The following is a 23,234-nucleotide window of genomic DNA, read 5'->3' as shown; positions in this document are numbered from 1 at the left end:
ATGACGCTATGACGCCATGACGCTATGACGCGGGGATTCTGAGGGCGGCGAGCACCGGCAGATGGTCGGTCGCCGCCCTCAGATCTGCCCGGGTGACCCCCGGCTGCTCGGTCGGCACCCCGCAGCCCAGCACCTCCACACCCGCCGTCGCGAAGATCGCGTCGATCCGCCGCCGGGGGTCGTCGGGGCTGAAGGTCTGTTCCGTACCCCACGGCTTCGTGGCCCAGCAGTCCTGGAGCGCGGCAGCGAGTCGGCGGAACGTATGGCCGTGGGGGCGCTCGTTGAGATCGCCGCCCGCGACGGCATGGTCCACGCCCAAGCCCGCGAGCCGGTCCAGGAGCATGCCGCCCTGCTCGTACCGCTCGTCCGCCCGCAGGGACAGATGGCAGCTCACGACGCCGAGCCGGGCCCGGCCGAAGCGGACCACGGCGGTGGCGAAGCCGCGGCGGTGCTCGCCGGGCGTGAGGGGCAGCAGTACGTCCTCGGTCCGCTCGACCGTGGCGCGCAGCGAGCACAGCAGCGCCGGTCCCGCCGAGGTGCCACCGCCGGAGAGGACGACCAGGTCCGTGGCCGAGGCGAGGCGGGCCAGCTTCTTCCGCCAGCGGAAGAACCGGGGAGCCTCCTGGAGCAGCACCAGGTCCGGGGCGCAGGCACGGATCACCCGGGCGAGCGCCTCGGTGTCGTCCCTCAGGGAGCGGATGTTGTACGACAGTACGCGGACTACGGCCGAACCATCGGGTTCCGCCGAGGAGTTGGGGAGCATGGGGTCAACGTACGCCGCCCCGGCACCGGCACCTGTGAAGGCACCCGGCGCCGGGGCGGCGGAAGGTCGAACGGGTCAGCCCTGGCGGGCCAGGTCGGCCGCGCCCACCAGACCGGCCTTGTTGCCCAGTTGGGCGGCGAGCACCTGGGCGTGGGGGCGCCACTGGCCGCCGATGAGCCAGCGGCGGAAGGACTTGCGGATCGGGTCGAGCACCAGCTCGCCCTCGTCCGACACTCCCCCGCCGACGATGAACGCGGACGGGTCGAACAGCGAGGCGAGATCGGCGAGTCCGGCACCGGCCCAGCGGGCCAGTTCGCGGAACGAGTCGATCGCGACGAGATCGCCCTGACGAGCGGCCTGGCTGATGTGCTTGCCCTCGATACCGGCGGGCGTGCCGTCGCCGAGGCCGAGCAGCACGGTCGCGTTCTCGGGTGTCGCGTTGGCCCGCTGGCGTGCGTACCGCACGAGGGCGCGGCCCGACGCGTACTGCTCCCAACAGCCCTGGCTGCCGCAGCCGCACAGGAGTCCGTCGGGTACGACGCGGATGTGGCCGAACTCGGCGGCCACGCCGAACCGGCCGCGGCGCAGCTTGTTGCCGATGATGATGCCGCCGCCCAGGCCGGTGCCGAGCGTGATGCAGATGACGTCCTCGTGGCCCTGGCCCGCGCCGAACTTGTACTCGCCCCACGCCGCCGCGTTGGCGTCGTTCTCCACGACGACCGGCATGCCGACCCGCTGCTCGACCTTGTCCTTCAGCGGTTCGTGGCGCCAGTCGATGTTGGGCGCGAACAGCACCGTGGCGCGTTTGTCGTCCACATAACCGGCGGCGCCGATGCCGACGGCCTCGATGTCGTGCCCCGAGCCGGCGCCGGCGACGGCAGCGCAGATCGCGTCGACGATGCCCTCGGCGGTCGCCGGAGTGGGCACGGTGTGTGTCTCCAGGATCGTGCCCTCTTCGTCGACCACTCCGGCCGCGATCTTCGTACCGCCGATATCGACGCCGATGGTGAGTCCCATGTGTCCCTCAGTTTCGGTCGAGCCCCGCTACGGCCAACCGTACCCGAGGGGGCATCAGTCGAGGTCGATGTGTTCCCCGGGACCGGGGCCCTCGTCGCGCGGATCGCGGGGGTCGCGGGACTCCCGGGTGTCGCTGGGGTCCCGGCCGTCCTGCGCGGCGCCGGACCCTCGGGTCCAGCGGCGCTCCTGCGCCTCGACCGCGGAACGGTAGGCGGCGAGGAGTTCGGAGCCCGCGGCGGCGAGGTGGTCGAAGACGTCGGGGTTGCGCTCGATGACCGGTTCGACGGCGGCCTTCGCCTGCTGCACGACCTGCTGGACGGCCTGCTGCGCGGCGCCCTGGGCCAGTCCGCCGAGGAGCGGCGACTGGAGCCCGGAGAGCTTTTCGGCGACGGTGTCGACCAGTCGGCGCAGCTCTTCGGCGGCCGAGCCGGGCTGCGAGCCGTACTGGGTGCGGCGGCGGGCCTTCTCGGCGGCCAGGTCCTCGGCGCAGGCCGTGGACCACGCGTCGGCGTCGAAGGCTCCGGGCTGCTGGGGCTGCTCGGGCTGTGTGTCTCCGCCGGATTCGGGAACGGGGCGCTCGGTGGCATCGCTCATGGCGGTCAGACTCCTGCGGCAGGCGGGCGGGTCGTACCTTCGACGGTACCCGAACGCGGCCCGGTGTTTCATGCCCGAGGCCACAGCTCCGGATCCGGTACGAAACGGATGCGCAGCTCGCCCTCGCGCAGCCCGGCCCCGGCGACCGTGCAGCGGCGCAGCGCGGACGGCAGCTCGACGACCCGGCGGAACTGCCCCGTGGTGACGACGAGTTCGTCCCCCCGCCGCACCAGATCGAGGGTGTCGCGTACCGCGCCGGGCAGCGGGATGTGCCACACGTAGAGGCCACCGTGGCCGCCGCCCTCCTCGGAGCTGTGGTCGGTGAGCGGCCAGGTGACGCGGTGCCGTGGCGCGGAGATCAGGGGTACGCGGAGGGCGGCGAGGTCGTCGGTGCCGCGCGGTTCACGTCCCAGGTGCGGAATCTCGTACACCGAATGCGCCCCGCCGGTCCCGCCGGCCCCACCGGCCCCATCGGCCCCACCGACCCCATCCCCGGCGGACGCCCACTCCTTGAGCGTCTTGCGCTGCTGGGCCACGAGTCCGGCGAGCCAGGTGTCGGCGGTGTCGTCCGGCAGGACGCGGTTCGCGAGGAGCGCGTCGACCCGCAGGCCGTGCAGGGCGAGCCCGGCGGCGGTGGTCCGCAGCAGGTCGCTCGCGGCGGGGCCCGGTTCGGCGACCAGCCGGACCGTGGTCTCCGGGTCCTCGACCACGGCCTGGACGGCGGCCAGGGCGACGTCCCAGCCCTCGGCGGTCTCGTACAGACCGGCCGACGGCATCGGGACCCCGGCGAGGCGGCCGAGCAGGGGCCGCAGGGCGCGGGCCGCCTGCCGTTCGGGCGGCAGGAGCCGGCGCAGATAGCGGCGGAGTTGCTCGGGCAGCGCGAGCAGAGGCAGGGCGGCCGGAAGCGGGGGGAGGTCGACGACCACGACGTCGTACGGGCCGTACGCGGCCGTGGACAGGGCGCCGAGCAGGGCGAACTCCGCGCCGCCGGGGAGCAGGGTGAGTTCCTCGTCGTCAAGGCGGGCGGCGCCGAGCAGGCCGAGGGCAGGCGCGAGACGGTCCTGAAGGCTGACGAGGCCGTGGCGGAGTGCGGCGGAGGGGTCGGGGCGGACCGCGGTGAGGCCGGGTTCGACGGTCACGGGGGTGGCGCCGGTGGGGGTGCCGAGCGCGGTGCCGAGGGTGTCCGTGGGGTCGGAGCCGAGGATCAGGGTGCGGTTGCCCTGCCGGGCTGTTCCCAGTGCGGTGGCTGCCGCCGCCGTGGTCTTTCCGGTGCCGCTTTGACCTGTGACGAAGATGGTGCGCATTGCTTACGGTCCCTTTGAGGCGGGCGGTACTTGGCGTTGTGCCCACCCTCCCCCAGTCTCGGCTTCGCTCGACAGGGTGGTGCCCCCATCGCCGTGCGGAACGCCTGCCCACAACGAGGGCGGGTTCACTGAGGACAGGGGGCGGGCTCGCCTATGAGCCGACTGGGATCAGGAGCCCGTTTCCACTCGCTTCTTCAAGCCCGCCAGAGCCCGGTCGATGATGACCTTCTCGGCCTTGCGCTTGATCATGCCGAGCATGGGGATCTTGACGTCGACCGTGAGCTGGTAGGTGACCTCCGTGCCGCCCGTGCCGGCCGGCTTGAGGAGGTAGGAGCCGTCCAGGGAGCGCAGCATCTGGGACTTGACCAGGGTCCAGCTCACCTCGTGGTCACCGGTCCAGGTGTACGCGAGGGTCTGGTCGTCCTTGATGGCGCCCGCGTCCATGACGAGGTGGACCTGTTCGGCGCGGCCCTGGTCGTCGGTGGCCAGGATCTCGGCCTCCTTGACCTCGCCGGTCCAGTCCGGGTAGCGCGCGAAGTCGGCGATCACTCCCATGACGTCGGCCGGTGCCGCCTCGATCGTGATGCTCGAACTGGTGTGTTCCGCCATCGCCGTGGCTCCTCCAGATGCGGTCCGGTCGGGGTGCGCTGTGAAGGCTACCGCGCAGCACGCCGTCACCGTCCCAGGCCCCGGCCCGTCACCACTCCAGCGCCCACGGCCTGCCCGCCGACGCGAAGTGCCCCACGTTCACGCACTCCGTGGCGCCGATCCGCATCCGCCGGACCAGCGGCTGGTGGACATGGCCGAACAGCGCGTACCGGGGCCGGGTGCGGTGGATCGCGGCGAGGAGGGCGCGGCTGCCCCGCTCGAAGCGGCGCGGCACGGTGTCGTAGCAGAGTTCCGGAACGTCCGGCGGGATGTGGGTGCACAGCACGTCGACCTCGCCGACCGCCTCGATCTTGGCGGCGTACTCCTCGTCGCTGATCTCGTATGGCGTGTGCATCGGGGTGCGCAGTCCGCCGCCGACGAAGCCGAAGACCCGGCCGCCGATCTCGGCCCGCTGCCCGTCGAGGACCGTCGTACCGGGGCGGGCGTACTCCGGCCACAAGGTCGGGATGTCGACATTGCCGTAGGTGGCGTACGTCGGTGTCGGGAAGGCCGCGAACATCTCGGCGTACTGCCGGCGCACCGCGTTCTCGATGGCACCGGCGCGGTCGCCGATGCCCGCCCACAGGCTCGCCCCGAAGTCGCGGGCCTCCTCGAAGCGGCGGGCGGTGCGGAGTTCGACGATGCGGTCCGCGTTCTCGGTGCCGAAGAGGTCGGGGAAGATACCGCGCGAATGGTCGGCGTAGTCGAGGAAAAGCACCAGGTCACCGAGGCAGATCAGGGCGTCGGCGCCGTCGCCCGCACGGGCCAGGTCACGGGTGTTGCCGTGCACGTCGCTGACCACATGAACGCGCGTGGAGCGCGCTTCCGCTCGCCTACCTGCCATGGCGATCACCCTAGATCCGGCGGACGGCGGAAGGTAGGGGCGGCCGGACCTGCGGTGACTTCCTAGTCATGAAGCGGGTGGACTACTGTGCGCGCAGGAACTCCATGACATGTGACGCAGCGAACATCTGGCCGGAACCCTCTATCGAAGGAGCCGTACCGATGGGTAACGTCCGGGCCGTCCAGTAGTGCTCACGGTTTCATCGATCCGGTCTCCAGGAACCCCGATCCCTGAACCCCGAGCACCTGCCCGAGCCGTTGGACCGCACCGCCGCAGCAGCACACCGTCGTGGCGCCGGCGCCGTATGAGGAGCAGCAGTCTTGCGCGAGTTCAGCCTTCCGGCCCTGTACGAGGTCCCCGCGGACGGCAATCTGACCGACATCGTCCGCAGAAACGCCGCGCAGCATCCGGATGTCGCCGTGATCGCCCGGAAGACCGACGGCGCCTGGCGGGACGTCACGGCCACGGCCTTCCTCGCCGAGGTCCGAACGGCGGCGAAGGGTCTGATCGCCTCGGGCGTGCGACCCGGCGACCGGGTCGGCCTGATGTCGCGCACCCGCTACGAGTGGACGCTCCTCGACTTCGCGATCTGGAGCGCGGGCGCCGTGACGGTCCCGGTGTACGAGACCAGCTCGCCCGAGCAGGTGCAGTGGGTGCTGTCCGACTCGGGCGCGGTGGCCTGCCTGGTGGAGCAGGACGCGCACACCAAGATCGTCGAGGCGGTACGGGACCGGCTGCCGGCGCTCACCCAGGTCTGGCAGATCGACGCGGGCGGCGGCGCGCCCGGCGCCGTCGAGGAGTTGGGGCGGCTCGGCGCGGACGTCGATGACGCGACGGTCGAGGAGCGCTCGTCGCTCGCCAAGGCCGACGATCCGGCGACCATCGTCTACACCTCGGGCACCACGGGCCGCCCGAAGGGCTGTGTGCTGACCCACCGCAGCTTCTTCGCGGAGTGCGGCAACGCCGTGGAGCGGCTGCGTCCGCTGTTCCGTACGGGCGAGTGCTCGGTGCTGCTGTTCCTCCCGATCGCCCATGTCTTCGGGCGGCTGGTGCAGATCGCGGCGATGATGGCGCCGATCAAGCTGGGCCATGTCGCGGACATCAAGCATCTGACCGATGAACTCGCCTCGTTCCGGCCGACGTTGATCCTCGGGGTGCCGCGGGTCTTCGAGAAGGTCTACAACTCGGCGCGGGCCAAGGCGCAGGCCGACGGCAAGGGCAAGATCTTCGACAAGGCGGCGGACGCGGCCATCGCGTACAGCCGCGCCCTCGACGCGCCGTCGGGTCCCTCGCTCGGGCTGCGGATCAAGCACCGCGCCTTCGACAAGCTGGTCTACGGCAAGCTGCGCGCGGTGCTCGGCGGGCGCGGCGAGTACGCGATCTCCGGCGGCGCCCCGCTCGGTGAGCGCCTGGGTCACTTCTTCCGCGGTATCGGCTTCACGGTTCTGGAGGGCTACGGCCTGACGGAGACGTGCGCGGCGACGACGTTCAACCCGTGGGACCGGCAGAAGATCGGTACGGTCGGCCAGCCGATGCCCGGTTCGGTGGTGCGGATCGCGGACGACGGCGAGGTGCTGCTGCACGGCGAGCACCTGTTCGCCGGGTACTGGAACAACGAGGCCGCGACGGCGGAGGCGCTGGCCGACGGCTGGTTCCACAGCGGCGACATCGGGACCCTGGACGAGGACGGGTATCTGCGGATCACCGGCCGCAAGAAGGAGATCATCGTGACGGCGGGCGGCAAGAACGTCGCCCCCGCGGTGATCGAGGACCGGATCCGGGCGCACGCGCTGGTCGCCGAGTGCATGGTCGTCGGCGAGGGCCGCCCCTTCGTGGGCGCGCTCATCACTCTGGACGAGGAGTTCCTGGGGCGCTGGGCCCGGGAGCACGGCAAAGCGGAGGGAACGGCCGCCGCGCTGCGCGAGGACCCGGATCTGCTTGATGCGATCCAGAGCGCGGTGGACGACGGCAACGCGGCGGTGTCCCAGGCGGAGTCCGTCCGTAAGTTCCGGGTGCTGCCGTCCCAGTTCACCGAGGACTCGGGGCATCTGACGCCCTCGCTGAAGCTCAAGCGGAATGTTGTGGCGAAGGACTTCGCGGACGAGATCGAGTCGATCTACCGGGGCTGACACCCCGATCCACGGAAGCCGCCACTCCGGCGCCGACTACCCCGGGCCGCCCGTCACAACAGCTCCTTCAGGCGCTCCGCCAGCAGATCCCAGCGCCATTTCTCCTCCACCCAGGCGCGCCCTCGCTCGCCCATGCGGGCACGGAGTTCCGGGTCCGCGAGGAGGGCGAGGACGCGGTCGGCGGTCTCCGGTGCGTCCCCGCCGCGTACGACCCAGCCCGTCTCCCCGTCGAGCACGGCGTCCGGGGCGCCGCCCGAGTCGCCCGCGACGACGGGCAGTCCGGTCGCGGACGCCTCCAGATAGACGATGCCCAGGCCCTCGACGTCGAGGCCGCCCCTTCGCGTACGGCACGGCATGGCGAAGACGTCACCGGCGCCGTAGTGCGCGGGCAGCTCCGACCAGGGGACGGCGCCCGTGAAGCGGACGGAGTCGGCGACCCCGGTGCCTCGCGCGAGGGTGCGCAGGTCCTTCTCGTACGGGCCGCCGCCCACGATCAGCAGCACGGTGTCGGGGCGGGCGGCCAGGATCCGGGGCATCGCCCGGATGAGGGTGTCCTGGCCCTTGCGCGGGACGAGCCGCGAGACGCAGACCACGACGGGCCGGTCCGCGAGGCCGAGCCGGGCCCGGACCGCGGCGCCGCCGGAGTCCGGGTGGAAGGTCTTCTCGTCGACGCCGGGCGGGAGTTGGACCATCCGCGCGGCGGCTTCGGGCGTGAGCGCGGCGGCGATCCGGGAGCGGGTGTACTCGCCCAGGTAGGTGAGCGTGTCGGTGTGCTCGCCGATGCGGCGCAGCAGTTGCCGGGACGCGGGGAGCTGGGCCCAGCCGGCCTCGTGCCCGTGGGTGGTGGCGACCAGCCGCCGCGCTCCGGCGGAGCGCAGTGCGGGCGCCATCAGACCGAGCGGTGCCGCGGCCCCGAACCAGACCGACGTACAGCCGTGCTCCCGCAGCAGCCCGACCGCGCGCCGGGTGGTCCGGGGGGTCGGAAGGAGCATCGTCGTACGGTCCCGTACGACCGTGAAAGGCTGTTCGGCGTCGAAGGCCGCGGTGGCCTCGGCGCCCTCGTGGCCGCGCTTCCAGGTGGAGGCGTAGACGACGATGCGGTCCGGGTCGAGGCGCAGCGCCATGTTGTGCAGGAACGCCTGGATTCCACCGGGCCGGGGCGGGAAGTCGTTCGTGACGATCAGGGTCTTGTGCATCGCCGCCGACAGTACCGAACGGCACCGCGCCCGCCGAACGCCACCGGCCGGACGGCACCGCACCGGCCCCGCCTGATGGCACGGGCGCGGCGGTGCCCTGCATGATGGAGACCCCGGACAAATAGCGCAAACAGCGAAAAACTGACCAAAGGGCTATGAGAACGAGGTGGGTATGACGGGCGCATGGGGGAAAAGGGTCCCCGAGTACGGCTGGATCCTCACGACGTGGCTCGCGACGAGAGCCATGCTCCTGTTGCTCGTCTTCAAGGTCATCGGCTTCCCCGGCCCCGATGTGACCAGCGATGTCTCAGTGATCTACCAGGGCTGGTTCGAGATCCTGCGCCACGGCACCTTCCCGCTCGACGACGTCACCTGGCAGTACCCGCCCGCCGCCGCCTTCGCGATCCTCTCCCCCGGTCTGCTGCCGTTCCTGGACTACGCGTCGGCGTTCTTCGTGCTCGTCCTGTGCGCGGACGCCGTGGTACTCGGACTCCTCCAGTACGCGGGCACCCGCCCCGGCAAGTCGGCGCGCGGCGCCTGGGTGTGGGTCGTCGGAGTCCCGCTGCTCGGCCCGACCGCGTACGCCCGCTACGACCTGATGGTGACCGCGGTCGCCGTCACGGCCCTGCTCGCCGGGGCACGGCACCCGCGGATGATGGGCGTCCTCGCGGGCCTGGGCGCCATGCTCAAGGTGTGGCCGGTGCTGCTGCTCACCGGCACCCCGCGCGGCCGGGCGACGCTCCGGTCCTGGACGGCGGCGCTGGTGACGGGCGCCGCCCTGCTCGCCGGGTTCGCGGTGACGATGCCGGGCGCGCTGTCGTTCCTCGGCTTCCAGCGGGACCGGGGCACCGAGATCGAGTCGCTGGGCTCCCTGGTCTTCCATGTCGCCCGGCACTTCGGCTGGTCGGGGCACGCCCAGCTCAACTACGGCTCGGTGGAGTTCCTGGGCCCGTACGTGCCGCTGGTGAGCTTCCTCGCGCAGGCCCTGTCGGTGCTCGCGCTCGGCTGGCTGGTGCTGTGGCGGCTGCGGGCGCGTGCCTGGACGGCGAGCACGCCCGCCGACGCGGCCTTCGTCGCGGTGCTGCTGTTCACCACGACGAGCCGGGTGATCAGCCCCCAGTACATGGTGTGGCTGGTGGGTCTGGCCGCCGTGTGTCTCGCGTTCCGTGGCACCCGGATGGGGGCGCCCGCCCTGCTGGTCCTGGCCGCGACGCTGGTCACGACCCTGGAGTTCCCGGTCTGGTTCTCTCATGTCGTCGCGAGCGACTGGCTGGGTATCGCCCTGCTCGGCGCCCGCAACGCGCTGCTGGTGGCCGCGACCGTCCTGGCCTCGGTGCGGCTGTGGCGCCGTACGGTCACCGAGCCGGCGCGGCGGCAGAAGCAGGGCCCCGCCGCGCCACCACGGATCAGCCGAGTTCCGTCCGCAGATACCGCTGCCAGCGCTCGGTGAACTGCTCCGGGGTGGTGTCCAGGACGTCCCGCAGCGCCGTCTCGACCGCGCCCGCCCGCTTCCCGTGGGCGCCGACCGCCCGGTAGAAGGCGTTCAGCTCGGACTCGCCCCATTGCTCGGCGATCATCCGGCAGGCCAGCCAGCCGCCCTCGTACGCCTGGGCGAGCGCGTCGGCGTCCCGGCCGAAGCCGAAGTCCTCGTCCTTCGGCAGCGCGGCGGGCACCCGCCCGGCGACCACCGCCGCCTCCAGTTCGGGCGCGGCCTGGGCCGGGGTGCGCCCGGTGTCCCGGTAGCCCACCCAGTCGGCGTAGCCCTCGGAGAGCCAGAGCGGGGTCGCCGCCGATGTCCGGGCGCGGGTCGCCACATGCGTCGACTCATGGGTGAGGACGACCTGCTTGCCGAAGTCGCCGAGCGCGCCGTACGCCTCCGGGTTGAGGATGATCCGGTCCGCGGGCGCCCGCGCCGATCCACCGGCTTCCCCGGTGGTGACGGCGGCGATCCCCCGGTACCCGCTCGCGGGCGCCCCCAGGAGCCCCGCCATGTCGTCCAGGGTCTTCGGTACGAGGACGACGACCTGCCGGGTCCAGTCCTCGCCCCACGCGGCGCTCACCTGGGGCACCGCGCGGTCGGCGAGGCGCGCGAAGCCGCGCAGCCCCGCCTCGTCCTGCCCGACGCCCAGGACCAGGCTGTGCGCACCCCGCGCCACCCCGACCGGACCCTGCTCCCAGAGCTGCCGTCCCGCCTTGCCGGCGGGGCGGTCCCCGGTCACGTACCAGCGCCCGTCGCGCTCACGGAGGTCGAGGGTGCGCGGGGTGACGACGGGGGCGCGGTCGTAGCCCTCGATCCGGTAGGCGAGGTCGGCGTCGGCGGTGGCGCGGGTGCCCGAGCGGTGGACGGCGGTCACGCGGTACGTCCAGGCGGCCAGCGGGACGTCGCGGAGGTTGCGGAAGGTGTCGCCGCCGGCTGCCGGGGCCGGGTCACCGGTGGCGCGGTACGCGGACGCGTCCTGGGCGAGCACCGCGCGCGCCCGCCGGTCCAGGAGCCGCTGGATCTCACCGGTCGCCGTGTCGGGCGCCGGGGACCCGCCGCAGCCGACGAGGACGGCGCCCAGGGCTCCCAGTACGAGCCACAGAACCGCCGTCCGTCCGCTCTGCCGTCCCTGCCGTCGACCCGCCACCCGGCCGATCGTACGAGGTGACGGGCGCGGCGCGAACGGGGCGCGGTCGGGATCCGGCCGCGCCGGGCCGGACCCGGGTTACGTCGGACCGGGTGACCTCAGACCCGGGTGACCGACGAGACCGGCATCATCCCGACGGGGTCGTAGCGCACGGGGGCGCCCGGATAGGGCGCGTGGATCACCTGGCCGTTGCCGACGTACATCCCGATGTGGCTGGCGTCGCTGCGGTACGCGACCAGGTCGCCGGGGCGCGCCTGCGAGAGCGGCACCTGATGGCCCGCGTACCGCTGGGCCTGCGAGGTGCGCGGCAGTCCGACACCGGCCTGGCCGTACGACCACTGCGTCAGGCCCGAACAGTCGAACCCGGAGGGGCCGTTGGCTCCCCAGACGTACGGGCGGCCGACGGCCGAGCGGGCCGCGGCGACGGCCGCCGCCGCGCGCGCCGACGGGGCGGCGGAGCCGCCGAGGTCGGGCAGCGTGTCGCGCCCTGAGCGGGATGCCCGGTCGTAGGCGTCGCGCTCGCCGGGCGGCAGCGCCGCGAGGAGACGGCGGGCCTCGCCCAGCTTCCGTTCGACGACCCGCTTGTGGCGGGCCACGGCCTGGCGGCTGCGCTCCAGGTCGGCGAGTGTGCGGGTGGCGTCGGCGCGCTCCTGGGTGAGGTCGCGCTGCGCCGCGAGGAGTTCCCTCAGCTCACCCGCCTGGCGGGCGCTGACGCGGTCCAGGGTCGCCGCCCTGTCGAGGTATCCGGCCGGGTCGGAGGAGAGCAGCAGCGCGAGCGAGGGGTCGACGCCGCCCGCCCGGTACTGCGCCCCGGCCAGTGCGCCGAGGGCGCCGCGCATGGTGTTGACGCGGTCCTGCCCCCGGGCGATCCGGTCCTGCGCCGTGGACACCTTCTTGCGGAGCCGGTCCGCGCGTTCGTCCGCGCTGTTGAACGCCTCGGTGGCCTGTTCCGCCTGCGTGTACAGCCGGTCCACCTCGGTCCTGGTGTCGGCCGGTGTGTCCCGGGGCGCGGCGCCCGCGGGTGCCGCTCCTAAGGCGGCTGCCGCGGTGGCCGCGGCGGCGGACAGGACGGTGACCCGGGTGCTCCGGTCGAGACCGGAGGCTGCGGGACGGCGATGGGACCCCACGGGTAGCCGCTCTCCCTTCCGCTGACGGACCCCCGGATTCGGGGGAATGCGCGGCAGACAGTAGCCGTGTGATCACCCGGGGGCCAAAGACCGCGCCGTGCACGCACGGTGACGCCCCGCCGGAGACGCAGGTCACCGACGGGGCGCGGGGTCAGCGGGACGCACCGGAATTCGCCCGATCGGGCGGTACCGGCACGGGCGCCGGAGGTCAGATACGGACGCCGAACTGGTACGGCATGTTGTTGATCGACTCGTAGCGCACATTGGCGCCGGTGCGCGGGGCGTGCAGGACCTGGCCGCCGCCCGCGTAGAAGCCGACGTGGTGCAGGTCGCTGTAGAAGATGACCAGGTCGCCGACCTGGAGATCGCTCTGCGAGTAGATGCGCGTACCGGCGTTGGCCTGGGCCTGCGAGGTGCGGGGAATCGTCACGCCGGCCTGGGCGAAGGCCCAGGAGGTGAGGCCCGAGCAGTCGAAGGAGCCGGGGCCGCTGGCGCCGTAGACGTACGGCGAGCCGATCTTGCTCTGCGCGGCGCCGTAGGCGGAGCCGGAGAAGCCGCTGGCGGGCTTGCCCGAGCTGAGGGCGGAGCGCTCGCTGGCGCGGCTGGCGCGCTGGTCCTCCTCGGCGAGGGCCGCCTTCTCCTGCGCGGTCAGGGTGTTGAGGAGCTTCTGCGCCTCACCGAGCTTGCCCTGGACTTCCTTCTTCTTCTTGCCGAGTTCGGTCCGGGTGTCGGCGAGGTCGCCCAGCTTGTCGGAGGCTTCCTGGCGCTGCTGCGAGAGCGAGCGCTGCTTCTCCTGGATCTTCTTCAGCGCCTCGACCTGCTGGCCGCTGAGCTGGTCGAGCGTGGACGCCTTGTCGAGGTAGTCGTCCGGGTCGGCGGAGAGGAACAGCTGGACCGAGGGGTCGATGCCGCCGGTGCGGTACTGGGCACTGGCCATCGAACCGAGGCCGCCGCGCAGGTCGTTCAGCTCGTCCTGGCCGCGGGCCACCTTGTCCTGGAGGTTGCCGATCTGCTTTTCGAGCTTTTCCTGCTTCTCCTTGGCCCCGTTGTACTTCTCGGTGGCCTTCTCCGCCTCTTCGTAGAGCTTGTCGACCTTGGACTTGACCTCGTCCTTGCTCGGCTTGGCGCTCGGGGCGGCCTGAGCGGCCTGGGAGGTCAGTGCCACGGCTGCGGCGGCGGTCGCGGTGAGCACAGTCACGCGGGTGCGGCTCGGCTGCTTCGGTCGACGGTGGGACGCCACGGAGGCGAGCTCCTTCTTCCCTCAGCCGCCTGCCGAGAACGCCGGCGGGCGGTGCCCCTCCACCGTCACTCCTTATGAGTGATCACCCGAGTGGAGGTTCGACGCCTGACCTTAGTGACCTTCTTGTGATCAGTTCAAATCCTCATGAGAAAAAAGTCGGTCTCCCGGAGGTTTCTTTGCCGACAACACACGTGCAGTGATGCTCGATTGACCCTATGTCGCGATCAGAACACGCCAATTCGGGCATGCGGAACAGAGGTTACGGAGGGGATGGGGGGAGACTTAGGGTGCCTACGGGCCTTATGCCGCGCGCATCGACGGCACCACGCGGGGCAGGACGCTCAGCCGTGCGAGAGGCGCTTGAGCAGCACCACGGAGGCGACCGGACGCGCGCCCGCCTTGGCGACCCCGTCGGCCACCTCGCGGTCCGTCGACACGACGATCACGGGCCGCCCCGGCGGTTCGGCACGCACCAGCCGGCGGATCAACTCGTCGGCGGTGACCCCGGGTTTCGAGAACAGCACCCGCACCCCGCGCGGCGGCGCGAGCAGCACGGGCGCGGCCAGTTCGGCGCCGTCGAAGACACAGGTCACCTCGGCACCGGTCTGCGCGGCGAGCAGCGACAGCTGCCCGAGGAGCCGCAGCCGCTGCTTCTCCAGCGGCATCTGCGGATAGCCGGTCTTGGTCACGTTGTAGCCGTCGACGACGAGATGGGCCTGCGGCAGGGCGAGCAACTGGTCGATGATGGCCGGGTCGTGCTCGGACAGGGCGCGCGCGGCGATGTCCTTGGGGGTCATCCGGCCGGGCTCGACGGCGTCCACGGTCTCGGCGGGCCGTACCGACACGGGCGGCAGCGCGAGTTCCCTGCGCAGCCCCTGGGCGGACTCCAGGACGGTGTCGAGGAGCAGCCGCACCCGCATGTCCTCGACGCTGCGGCCCTCGCGGGCGGCCCTGCGGCTGGCCTCCAGGGCGGCCTCGGCCTCCCCGAGCCGCGTCCTGAGCCGGCGGCTCTCGCTCTCGGCCGCCGACACCTGCGCCTGCGTCTCACCCCGCAGGGTGTCGCTCTCGGCGTGCGCCTTGCGCAGCGCCGCCTCGCCCCGCTTCACATCGCTGAGGGCCCCGCGCAGCTTGCGGTGAAGCGATTCGGCTTCCCGCTTCGCCGCGTCGAGTTCGGTGCGCAGCCGTTCGGTCTCGGCCCGGGTCTGCGCGCGGGCGCCGGCCAGTTCGTCGCGCAGCCGCTCCAGCTCCTGCCGGGTCTCCTCGTCGACCCGCTCGGCGTCGGCGCGCTGCGCCTCCTCGCCCGCGGCGGCGACGAGCTTCACCCAGCCCGTCGGGCGCAGGACGTACGCGGCGGCGGCGACGTCCAGCGGATCGGCGGCGGGCGGCGGCGCCCCGGAGTCGAGCGCGCCGGCGATCTCCGGCTGGGTCTCGCGCAGGCGTTCGGCGATGCGCTGCCGGAACAGGGTGTCGTTCTCCAGCGCCGCGGCCATGGCGTTGCCCGCGAACTTGACGCGCCGGGTCGGGGTGAAGCGCGCGTACTGCCGCAGAGGTGCGGGCAGTTCGGCCACGGTGAGTCCGCCGAAGCCGTCCGACACGATCTGGACGACCCGGCGCCGCACACCTTCGGGCAGCGGGCGGTCGAGCACCTCAGCGGCGCCGTCCTCCGGCCCCCCGCCTCCGCTCTCCACCATCGGTCACCCCACTAGCTGTGCGGGGCCCGCTCCGTCAGGAGCCGGCGCCCGGCCTGTCCACGAGTTCCACCTGATCCACGGCGTTGCACCAGCGGCATCGCACGGACTCGATGGTCTCACTGACGACGTCGCGTTCCTCGATCTTCGGCTCACCGGCCAGGTCGAGATGGACATACTCGACGACCTTCGACGAACGGGTCACGTCGAAGCGGGTGAGGTTGCCGCAGAGCGTGCACCGCCAGCGGGTGCGGTCGGTCGGCAGGGGAACCGTCATCGGGGCCGTCGCTTCCTTCGTCACCGGGGGCGCGCCGTGGCGCACCCGTCTTCTCCATGGTGCGCCCGTCCTTCCCGGCGCGTGTGGCCGTAACCCTACGGCCTGCCCGGGGGCCCCCGCTCCGGCATCGGAACCGGCGAGGCGATCTGTCAGGTATGGCCGCTTTCCGCCATGATCTGGTCATGATCGGGACTCGGGGTGGCAAGACGGGAACGACGATCGGACGCATGCCGCGCGGCCTGCCCACCGCCCCGGTGACCTACGCGCTCGTCGCCGCCTGCTGTCTGGTCTTCGTCTTAGGGCCGGGCTCGGGGCTGAACCCGGTGTACGGGACCGGGGACGAAATCCTTGTGGCGCAGCGGGCGTACTTCGCGCGCTGGGGGGTGATTCCGGCGGACCTGTTCAGCGGTGACCCGGGCGCCGCGGTCACCCCGGCGACCGCCCTGTTCATCCACGGCACCTGGCCGCACCTGCTGGGCAACATGCTCTTCCTGTGCGTCTTCGGGATCATGGCCGAGGAGCGGATGGGCCGGTTCCAGTTCGCGCTGTTCTATCTGTGCTGCGGCTACTTCGCGCTGTTCGGGTACGCGCTGGTGCACGCCGATTCGACGCAGACCCTGGTGGGCGCGTCGGGGGCGATCGCGGCGGTGCTCGGCGCCTTCCTCTATCTCTTCCCCAAGGCACGCGTCACCAGCGTGTTCCCGTTCCTCTTCTTCCTGCCGCTGCGCTTTCCCGCGTGGATGGTCCTGCCGTTCTGGGCGTTACTCCAATGGCTGGCCACGGGCCAGGACAGCCAGGGTCCCGGGGTGGCGTATCTGGCGCACCTGATCGGCTTCTTAGTGGGGTTCGTCTACGCGTGGGGGCGTTGCGGGCGGACGGCTAGAGTGAGGCAACCAGCCACGGCCACCGAGGGAGACAGCAAGCCGTGATCACCGCGATCGTGCTCATCAAGACCAGCGTGGACCGCATTCCGGAGATCGCGGAGTCGATCGCCGCGCTGGACAGCGTCAGCGAGGTCTTCTCGGTCACCGGCACCTATGACCTGATCGCCATGGTCCGGGTGCGGTCCCATGACGATCTGGCGGATGTCATCCCCGGCCGTATCAGCAAGATCCCGGGCGTCGAGGGCACGGACACGCATGTGGCGTTCCGTACGTACTCGCAGCACGACCTGGAGGCCGCTTTCGCGATCGGCCTGGACTCCTGATTCCTGCTGCCTGCTGCCTGATTCCTGATTCCTGATTACTAGCGGGACCCTTCGCTTCCGGTGGCCGGGACGCAGCGGCCGTCCTCGGTGCGGTAGGTCCACCGCGCGCCCTCGGTGACCAGCTCCCGGACGGCCCGTACGAAACGCTCCACATGCTCGTCGGGCGTGCCGGCACCGAAGCTGACCCGGATGGCGTTGAGGGACGGCTCCCCCGGCGCCGCCTCAGGCGCCCCGCACTCGCCGGTGTCGCCCGGCTCCGCGCCGAGGAGGGTGCGGACCAGCGGGTGGGCACAGAACAGACCGTCGCGTACGCCGATGCCGTACTCGGCGGAGAGCGCCGCCGCGAAGTGCGAGCTGTTCCAGCCGTCGACGACGAAGGAGAGGACGCCCACGCGCGGGGCGTCGTCGCCGAACAGCGACAGGATCCGCACCTCGGGCACCTCGGCGAGGCCCGTGCGCACGGCGTCGATGAGCTGCCGCTCCCGCGCCACGAGCGAGTCGAAGCCCGCCTCCTGAAGGGCCGTGCAGGCGGAGGCGATGGAGTAGGCCCCGATCACATTGGGCGAGCCGGCCTCGTGCCGGGCGGCGCTGTCGTGCCACTCGACGTCCACTCCGCCGTCGGCGCGGCGCGCGACCTTCCGTGAGGCGCCGCCACCGGCGAGGTACGGCTCGGCGTCCCGCAGCCAGTCGGCGCGCCCCGCGAGCACACCGGAGCCGAACGGCGCGTACAGCTTGTGTCCCGAGAAGGCGACCCAGTCGACGTCCAGTTCCTGGACGGAGACGGGGTGGTGGGGCGCGAGCTGGGCGGCGTCGAGGACGATCCGGGCGCCGTGCGCGTGCGCGGCGGCGGCCAGCTCCCGCACCGGCCACAGCTCGCCGGTCACATTGGAGGCGCCGGTGACACAGACCAGGGCCGACCCCTGCGGATCGCGGTCGGCGAGGGCGCGCTCCAGGGTGCGGACGGCGTCGGCGTGGGTGCGGGGCGCGTCGAGGTAGGTGGTGCGGGCGTCGCGCCAGGGCAGCAGCGAGGCGTGGTGCTCGGTCTCGAAGACGAAGACCTCGCAACCGGCGGGCAGCGCTGCGGCGAGCAGGTTCAGCGAGTCGGTGGTGGAGCGGGTGAACACGACCTGGTCGCCGTCGCGGCAGTCGAGGAAGTCGGCGACGGTCTTCCGGGCGTTCTCGAACAGGTCGGTGGAGAGCTGCGAGAGGTATCCGGCGCCGCGGTGGACGCTGCCGTAGTACGGGGCGTAGGCGGCGACGTCGTCCCAGACGCGCTGGAGGGCGGGGGCGCTGGCGGCGTAGTCGAGGGCGGCGTACGTGACATCGCCGCCGGTGACGAGCGGGACGCGGACGTCACGGCCGAGGACGGGCAGCGGGGTACAGCCGGCTTCGGCGGAAGGGGCAGTGGCGGTGGCGGTGGCGGTGGCGACGGCAGTGGTGGCGACGGACATGGCGAACTCCCGTGAGTGGCAAGCGAGATGACCGCGCCGTCGGGGGCCGCGCGAAGACGCGGGCCACACCAGGACGGCACGGGAAGGGGGGGACGATCACACCGGACGGGGGTGTGTGCGGAGGCGGGGCTCTGCGCCCTATCGCATTCGCTTGCTCACGAGACTGCTCCCTCGACGACCAGGACCCCTGGTGGAGCGAGGGGTCCGCGCTTGCCGTAGACCTCGCTGCCTACGACCTGGTCTTCACCCGGGGCACCCCGCCACGGACGGAGGGTTGCCGGACAGCGGGCCGGGGCCGATTCGCTGTCACTCATGACCTGCCGAAATTATGACAGACACCCGGAGGCCGGGCCAACGGGCGTCCAGATAGCGGACCCTGCGGGCCCCCGGGGGCCGTCCGTCACTTCGAGGTGGCGTTCACCCAGCGCTCCAGGGTCCGCCGCGCCGATCCCGAGTCGATGGACTCGGCGGCACGGGCCAGCTGGGCGCGGATCTGTTCGGTGAGAGGCCCGTCGCCCGGTGCCAGGGCGACCAGCGCGGCGGCCGAGTTGAGCAGCACCGCGTCCCGTACGGGCCCTGTCTCGCCGGCGAGCAGCCGCCGGGCGACCTCGGCGTTGTACGAGGCGTCGGCTCCGCGCAGCGCCTCGACGGGCACCAGCTCGATCCCCACGTCCCGCGGGTCGAACGCCTGCTCGCTCACCGCGCCGTTCCGCACCACCCACACCTTCGATGTGGCGGTCGTCGTCAGCTCGTCCAGTCCGTCGTCGCCGCGGAACACCAGCGCCGACGAGCCGCGCTCGGCGAGCACCCCGGCCATGATCGGCGCCATCCGGGCATCCGCGACACCGGTCGCCTGGGCCTTCACACGGGCCGGATTGGTCAGCGGGCCGAGGAAGTTGAAGGTGGTCCTGATGCCCAGTTGACTGCGGGCAGCGGCCACATGGCGCAGCGCCGGGTGGAACTTCACCGCGAAGCAGAAGGTGATCCCGGCCTCCTCGGCGACCTCGGCGACCCGCTCGGGCGTCAGGTCCAGATTGACGCCGAGCTTCTCCAGGACGTCCGACGCGCCGCTCGCCGACGACGCGGCCCGGTTGCCGTGCTTGACGACCTTCGCCCCGGTCCCGGCGACGACGATCGCCGACATCGTGGAGATGTTGACGGTACGGGCGCCGTCCCCGCCGGTGCCCACGATGTCGACGCTGGGCCCCGGCACCTCGATCACCCGGGCGTGCTCGTACATGGTGCGGACGAGTCCGGAGATCTCCTCGACGGTCTCGCCCTTGGCCCGCAGCGCGACCGCGAACCCGGCGATCTGCGCGTTGGTGGCCTCACCGCGCAGGATCCGGTCCATCGCCCACGCCGTGGCGTCCGCGCCCTGGTCCTGCCCGGACAGAAGCGCGTCCAGGACCCGGGGCCAGGAACGGCCCGCCGTGGTGTCGCCTCCAGCGGGGGTCACAGCGCTCATGGTCGCTCCTGGGTCGTAGACATGCGTACCGACGTACCGACAGGGCCACCCTATCCAGCCGTGGGGACAGCGAAGAGCCCCGTCCGGGCTGTGGACGGGGCTCTCGCTGTGGCGACCTGATGGCGACCAGGGCGTCAGTGGTGACCGTGACCGCTGGTGATCTCCTCGTACTCCTCGACCGTCGGCTTCGGGATCTGGCCGTCCTCGCCGTAGTAGCCCTTGGACAGCTTGGCCCGCAGCTTCTGGCCGCGCGAGATCTTGCGCTTGACGCCGTTCTCGTCGACCTCGGGGCCGATCTCCTCCGGCCGGTACTGCTCGTGCGCGGTGAGCGTGTGCAGCGCCTGCTGGTTGAGCGGCTCGTGGACCTCGATGAACTCACCGTGCGGCAGGCGCTTGATGATGCCGGACTCGCGTCCGTGCAGCACCTTGTCCCGGTCCCGGCGCTGGAGGCCGAGACAGATCCGCTTGGTGATGAGGAACGCGACGACCGGCGCCACGAAGAACGCGATCCGTACGAACCAGGTGATGACGTTGATCGACAGATGGAAGTGCGTGGCGACGAGGTCGTTGCCACCGCCGATCAGCATGACCACGTACCAGGTGATCCACGCGACACCGACACCGGTACGGGTCGGGGCGTTGCGCGGGCGGTCCAGGATGTGGTGCTCGCGCTTGTCGCCGGTGACCCAGGACTCGATGAACGGGTACACCGCGATGGCGACCAGGACCAGCGGGAAGATCATCAGCGGGATGAACACGCCCAGGGCGAGCGTATGGCCCAGGAAGTTGATCTCCCAGCCCGGCATGGTGCGGATCAGGCCTTCGGAGAAGCCCATGTACCAGTCGGGCTGTGCGCCGGTGGACACCTGGTCCGGGCGGTAGGGGCCGAGCGCCCAGATCGGGTTGATCGTGACGAGCGCCGAGATGACCGCGATGACACCGAAGACCAGGAAGAAGAAGCCTCCGGCCTTGGCCATGTAGACCGGGAGGAGCGGCATGCCGACGACGTTCTTGTTGGTCCGGCCGGGGCCCGCGAACTGCGTGTGCTTGTGGTAGAAGACCAGGATCAGGTGGCCGACGACCAGGCCGAGCATGATGCCCGGCAGCAGCAGGACGTGCACCGAGTAGAACCGGGCCACGAAGTCCCCGCCGGGGAACTCTCCGCCGAACAGGAAGAACGACAGGTACGTGCCCACGATCGGCACGGACAGGACCGCGCCCTCCATGAAGCGGACGCCGGTGCCGGACAGCAGGTCGTCGGGGAGCGAGTAGCCGGTGAAGCCGGTGAACATGCCGAGGACGAACAGCAGGAAGCCGAACATCCAGTTGATCTCACGGGGCTTGCGGAACGCACCCGTGAAGAAGACGCGCATCATGTGGACGAACATGCCGCCCAGGAAGATCAGCGCCGCCCAGTGGTGGATCTGCCGGATCAGCAGACCCCCGCGGACGTCGAAGCTGATGTGCATCGTCGAGTTGAACGCCTCGGACATCAGCTGGCCCTGGAGCGGGATGTAGCTGCCGGTGTACTCCACCTCGTTCATCGAGGGGTGGAAGAACAGCGTCAGATACACACCGGTCAGGATGATGATGATGAAGCTGTAGAGGCAGACCTCGCCCAGCATGAAGGACCAGTGGTCCGGGAAGATCTTGCGCATGTTGGCCTTGGCCAGGGAGTAGATCCCCAGCCGGCCGTCCGCCCAGTCGGCGACGCGCTCACCCGCGGGTGCCTCGCGGCGCGCGCTGCCGCTCTCGTTCGTCTCGTTCTTCTCAGTACTCATCCGCGCTCCCAGAAGGAAGGACCGACGGGCTCTGCGAAGTCGCGGAGCGCCTCAAGGTATCCGTCCGCGTTCACTCCGATTTCCAGCTGCGGCAGGGCGTGCCCGGCCGGGCCGAAGATGACCCGGGCGCCGTCGGAGAGGTCGAAGGTGGACTGGTGGCACGGGCAGAGGACGTGGTGCGTCTGCTGCTCGTAGAGGCTGATCGGGCAGCCGACGTGGGTGCAGATCTTGGAGTACGCCACGATGCCCTCGTGCGACCAGGCCAGCTCCTGCTTGTCCTTGATGTTCTGCGGCTGGATCCGCACGACCATCACGGCGGCCTTGGCGATCTCGACCTGGAAGTCGTGGTCGTGCTCCTCCAGGCCCTCCGGCTTGACGAAGGTGAGCGAGCCGACGGCGATGTCCTCGGGACGCAGCGGCTCGTTCGTGTTCATGTTGACGAGCAGCTTGCCCTTGCGCCAGGCGGTGTGCCGGAGCTTGGTCCCGGGCAGCGGGCCCAGGTCGCGCAGCAGCACCACACCGGAAAGCGGTACGAGGGTCAGCGCGCCGAACATGGTGTTGCGGATCAGCTTGCGCCGGCCGAGCGCGGACTCCTTGGCGCCCTGCTTGAAGTCGGCGAGGACCTTGGCCTTGACCTCGGGCTCGGCCGCGATCGGGTGCCGCTCGTCGGCGATCTCCACGTCGGACATCAGGGTGCGGGCCCAGTGGACCGCGCCCGCGCCGATGCAGAAGAGGGCGACGCCGAGGGTCATGCCCAGCGCGAAGTTCAGCGCGTTGATGTGGCCGAGCGGCCACACGTAGATGGGCTTGTCCTTGGGGATGCCCACGTAGGAGGCGATGAAGCCGACGGCGGCCAGCATCGACAGCGTGAACAGGAAGGCGACGACGCGCTCGGAGCGCTTGGCGGCCCGGTCGTCGATGTCCTGGACACGGTGCTCGTGCGGCGGCAGTCCGGGGTCCGCGAACGGGTTGTCGGTGTCCGCGAGGGCGACGGTCCCGTGGGCGGTGTCCTGCTCAGCGGGCAGGTTCTCTTCTGGAATGTCTTGGCTACTCATGACTTCTTGGCCTTTGCGGTCCGAGCGGCGACCCAGACGGCGACGGCGATCAGCGCGCCGAGTCCGAAGATCCAGGCGAACAGGCCCTCACTGACCGGCCCGAGGCCGCCCAGGTTGAGACCGCCGGGGCTCACGGTCTTGTCACCGTTGACGGCGTCGACGTACGCGATGATGTCCTTCTTGTTCTGCTCGGTCATCGTCGTGTCCGGGAAGGACGGCATGTTCTGCGGGCCGGTCTGCATGGCCTCGTAGAGGTGCTTGGGGCTGACGCCCTCCAGGCTCGGCGCGTACTTGCCGTGGGTCAGCGCACCGCCCTGGCCGGTGAAGTTGTGGCACTGCGCGCAGTTGGTGCGGAACAGCTCACCGCCCTTGGCGGCGTCCGCTCCGGCGGGGTCGTACTGCTGCTTGGTCGGGATCTCCGGACCGGCGCCGAGCGACGCGACGAACGCGGCGAGCTGGTCGATCTCGGCCTGCGAGTAGATGACCTTCTTCTTGGGCGCCTGCGCGCTCTGCTGCTGGAGCGGCATACGCCCGGTGCCGACCTGGAAGTCGACGGCGGCGGCGCCGACACCCACCAGGGGCGGGCCGTCGGTACTGCCCTGACCGCCGGTGCCGTGGCAGCTCGCGCAGCCCACGGCGTACAGCTTCTTCCCCTCTTCGATGGCGAGGGACTGGGCGGTTGTGTCGGCCTGCGCCTTGTCCGCCGGGGCGAACACGGCGTACAGCCCCCCGGTGGCCGCCAGCGCGAGGAGTAGGACGACGACAGCAGCCAGCGGATGGCGTCGTCGTGCGGAGAGCTTTTTCACGGATTACCCCGGTGT

21 protein-coding genes and 1 riboswitch are annotated in these 23,234 nt (G+C 71.4%); of the genes, 4 read left to right on the top strand and 17 right to left on the bottom strand.

Translation table 11 applies throughout. The features are described 5' to 3' along the window. Window positions 1–22: 22 nt before the first annotated feature. The 6 genes from ACIQNU_RS06300 to ACIQNU_RS06275 form a co-directional block, all read right to left on the bottom strand. Window positions 23–763 carry an endonuclease/exonuclease/phosphatase family protein gene (locus ACIQNU_RS06300; RefSeq protein WP_401361453.1) on the bottom strand — a complete coding sequence of 247 codons (741 nt, stop codon included), beginning with the start codon at window positions 761–763 and terminating at the stop codon, window positions 23–25. Between the two features lie 75 nt (window positions 764–838). Continuing rightward, window positions 839–1,780, bottom strand: coding sequence for an ROK family glucokinase (locus ACIQNU_RS06295; protein WP_401361451.1), 942 nt, complete (start codon window positions 1,778–1,780; stop codon window positions 839–841). 54 nt (window positions 1,781–1,834) lie between these two features. Continuing rightward, a complete protein-coding gene (locus ACIQNU_RS06290) occupies window positions 1,835–2,374 on the bottom strand; it encodes a DUF5304 domain-containing protein (protein WP_401361449.1) in 540 nt (179 codons plus the stop codon). A gap of 68 nt (window positions 2,375–2,442) precedes the next feature. Next, a complete protein-coding gene (locus ACIQNU_RS06285; RefSeq protein WP_401361447.1) occupies window positions 2,443–3,678 on the bottom strand; it encodes an ArsA family ATPase in 1,236 nt (411 codons plus the stop codon). A 168-nt stretch (window positions 3,679–3,846) separates the two neighbouring features. Next, complete coding sequence (locus tag ACIQNU_RS06280; protein WP_401361445.1) at window positions 3,847–4,287, bottom strand: SRPBCC family protein; 441 nt, start codon at window positions 4,285–4,287, stop codon at window positions 3,847–3,849. 88 nt (window positions 4,288–4,375) lie between these two features. Further along, window positions 4,376–5,170: a metallophosphoesterase gene (locus tag ACIQNU_RS06275; RefSeq protein ID WP_401361443.1), complete on the bottom strand. Its 795-nt coding sequence runs from the start codon at window positions 5,168–5,170 to the stop codon at window positions 4,376–4,378. A gap of 320 nt (window positions 5,171–5,490) precedes the next feature. Here ACIQNU_RS06275 and ACIQNU_RS06270 point away from each other — a divergent pair, with 320 nt between their 5' ends. Next, window positions 5,491–7,299: an AMP-dependent synthetase/ligase gene (locus ACIQNU_RS06270; protein WP_401361441.1), complete on the top strand. Its 1,809-nt coding sequence runs from the start codon at window positions 5,491–5,493 to the stop codon at window positions 7,297–7,299. Between the two features lie 53 nt (window positions 7,300–7,352). Here ACIQNU_RS06270 and ACIQNU_RS06265 read toward each other — a convergent pair whose 3' ends face one another. Further along, window positions 7,353–8,495, bottom strand: a complete 1,143-nt coding sequence (locus tag ACIQNU_RS06265; RefSeq protein ID WP_401361439.1) for a glycosyltransferase family 4 protein — start codon at window positions 8,493–8,495, stop codon at window positions 7,353–7,355. Window positions 8,496–8,667: 172 nt separating this feature from the next. On the opposite strand from ACIQNU_RS06265, the gene ACIQNU_RS06260 reads away from it, so the two are divergent. Then, window positions 8,668–9,945: a glycosyltransferase 87 family protein gene (locus ACIQNU_RS06260; protein WP_401361438.1), complete on the top strand. Its 1,278-nt coding sequence runs from the start codon at window positions 8,668–8,670 to the stop codon at window positions 9,943–9,945. Here ACIQNU_RS06260 and ACIQNU_RS06255 read toward each other — a convergent pair. The 5 genes from ACIQNU_RS06255 to ACIQNU_RS06235 form a co-directional block, all read right to left on the bottom strand. Further along, window positions 9,902–11,122 carry a hypothetical protein gene (locus ACIQNU_RS06255; RefSeq protein ID WP_401361436.1) on the bottom strand — a complete coding sequence of 407 codons (1,221 nt, stop codon included), beginning with the start codon at window positions 11,120–11,122 and terminating at the stop codon, window positions 9,902–9,904. The genes ACIQNU_RS06260 and ACIQNU_RS06255 overlap by 44 nt on opposite strands. 98 nt (window positions 11,123–11,220) lie before the next feature. Beyond that, window positions 11,221–12,249, bottom strand: a complete 1,029-nt coding sequence (locus ACIQNU_RS06250; protein WP_401361434.1) for an NlpC/P60 family protein — start codon at window positions 12,247–12,249, stop codon at window positions 11,221–11,223. 208 nt (window positions 12,250–12,457) lie between these two features. Continuing rightward, window positions 12,458–13,489, bottom strand: a complete 1,032-nt coding sequence (locus tag ACIQNU_RS06245; RefSeq protein WP_401361432.1) for an NlpC/P60 family protein — start codon at window positions 13,487–13,489, stop codon at window positions 12,458–12,460. Between the two features lie 341 nt (window positions 13,490–13,830). Next, window positions 13,831–15,180 carry an NYN domain-containing protein gene (locus ACIQNU_RS06240; RefSeq protein WP_401361430.1) on the bottom strand — a complete coding sequence of 450 codons (1,350 nt, stop codon included), beginning with the start codon at window positions 15,178–15,180 and terminating at the stop codon, window positions 13,831–13,833. Window positions 15,181–15,214: 34 nt separating this feature from the next. Then, window positions 15,215–15,454, bottom strand: coding sequence for a hypothetical protein (locus tag ACIQNU_RS06235; protein ID WP_401361428.1), 240 nt, complete (start codon window positions 15,452–15,454; stop codon window positions 15,215–15,217). Between the two features lie 182 nt (window positions 15,455–15,636). On the opposite strand from ACIQNU_RS06235, the gene ACIQNU_RS06230 reads away from it, so the two are divergent. Beyond that, on the top strand, window positions 15,637–16,383 hold the full coding sequence (locus tag ACIQNU_RS06230; RefSeq protein WP_401361426.1) for a rhomboid family intramembrane serine protease: 747 nt from the start codon (window positions 15,637–15,639) through the stop codon (window positions 16,381–16,383). After that, on the top strand, window positions 16,380–16,661 hold the full coding sequence (locus ACIQNU_RS06225) for an Lrp/AsnC ligand binding domain-containing protein (protein WP_366828688.1): 282 nt from the start codon (window positions 16,380–16,382) through the stop codon (window positions 16,659–16,661). The genes ACIQNU_RS06230 and ACIQNU_RS06225 overlap by 4 nt, the downstream gene beginning before the upstream one ends. A 38-nt stretch (window positions 16,662–16,699) precedes the next feature. Here the strand turns inward: ACIQNU_RS06225 and ACIQNU_RS06220 are convergent, their stop codons facing one another. From ACIQNU_RS06220 to ACIQNU_RS06200, 5 genes are all read right to left on the bottom strand, one after another. Then, on the bottom strand, window positions 16,700–18,112 hold the full coding sequence (locus ACIQNU_RS06220) for an aminotransferase class V-fold PLP-dependent enzyme (protein ID WP_401361424.1): 1,413 nt from the start codon (window positions 18,110–18,112) through the stop codon (window positions 16,700–16,702). A gap of 201 nt (window positions 18,113–18,313) precedes the next feature. Continuing rightward, window positions 18,314–18,430, bottom strand: a riboswitch (SAM riboswitch). An 82-nt stretch (window positions 18,431–18,512) separates the two neighbouring features. Continuing rightward, entirely contained in the window at window positions 18,513–19,577 is a 1,065-nt protein-coding gene (gene trpD, locus ACIQNU_RS06215; protein ID WP_401361422.1) for an anthranilate phosphoribosyltransferase, read from the bottom strand. A 134-nt stretch (window positions 19,578–19,711) separates the two neighbouring features. Continuing rightward, window positions 19,712–21,358 (bottom strand): cytochrome bc complex cytochrome b subunit, encoded by a 1,647-nt coding sequence (locus ACIQNU_RS06210; RefSeq protein ID WP_401361420.1) that lies wholly within the window; start codon window positions 21,356–21,358, stop codon window positions 19,712–19,714. Continuing rightward, window positions 21,355–22,413 (bottom strand): Rieske 2Fe-2S domain-containing protein, encoded by a 1,059-nt coding sequence (locus ACIQNU_RS06205; protein WP_401361418.1) that lies wholly within the window; start codon window positions 22,411–22,413, stop codon window positions 21,355–21,357. The genes ACIQNU_RS06210 and ACIQNU_RS06205 overlap by 4 nt, the downstream gene beginning before the upstream one ends. Next, window positions 22,410–23,219 carry a c-type cytochrome gene (locus tag ACIQNU_RS06200; protein ID WP_401361416.1) on the bottom strand — a complete coding sequence of 270 codons (810 nt, stop codon included), beginning with the start codon at window positions 23,217–23,219 and terminating at the stop codon, window positions 22,410–22,412. Before ACIQNU_RS06200 ends, ACIQNU_RS06205 begins: the two co-directional genes overlap by 4 nt. Window positions 23,220–23,234: the final 15 nt, after the last annotated feature.

The sequence above is a fragment of the Streptomyces sp. NPDC091292 genome (assembly GCF_044757265.1).
Lineage (GTDB): Bacteria > Actinomycetota > Actinomycetes > Streptomycetales > Streptomycetaceae > Streptomyces.
The sequence above is the reverse complement of the archived record's forward strand: the minus strand, read 5'-3'. Positions and strand labels throughout refer to the sequence as shown.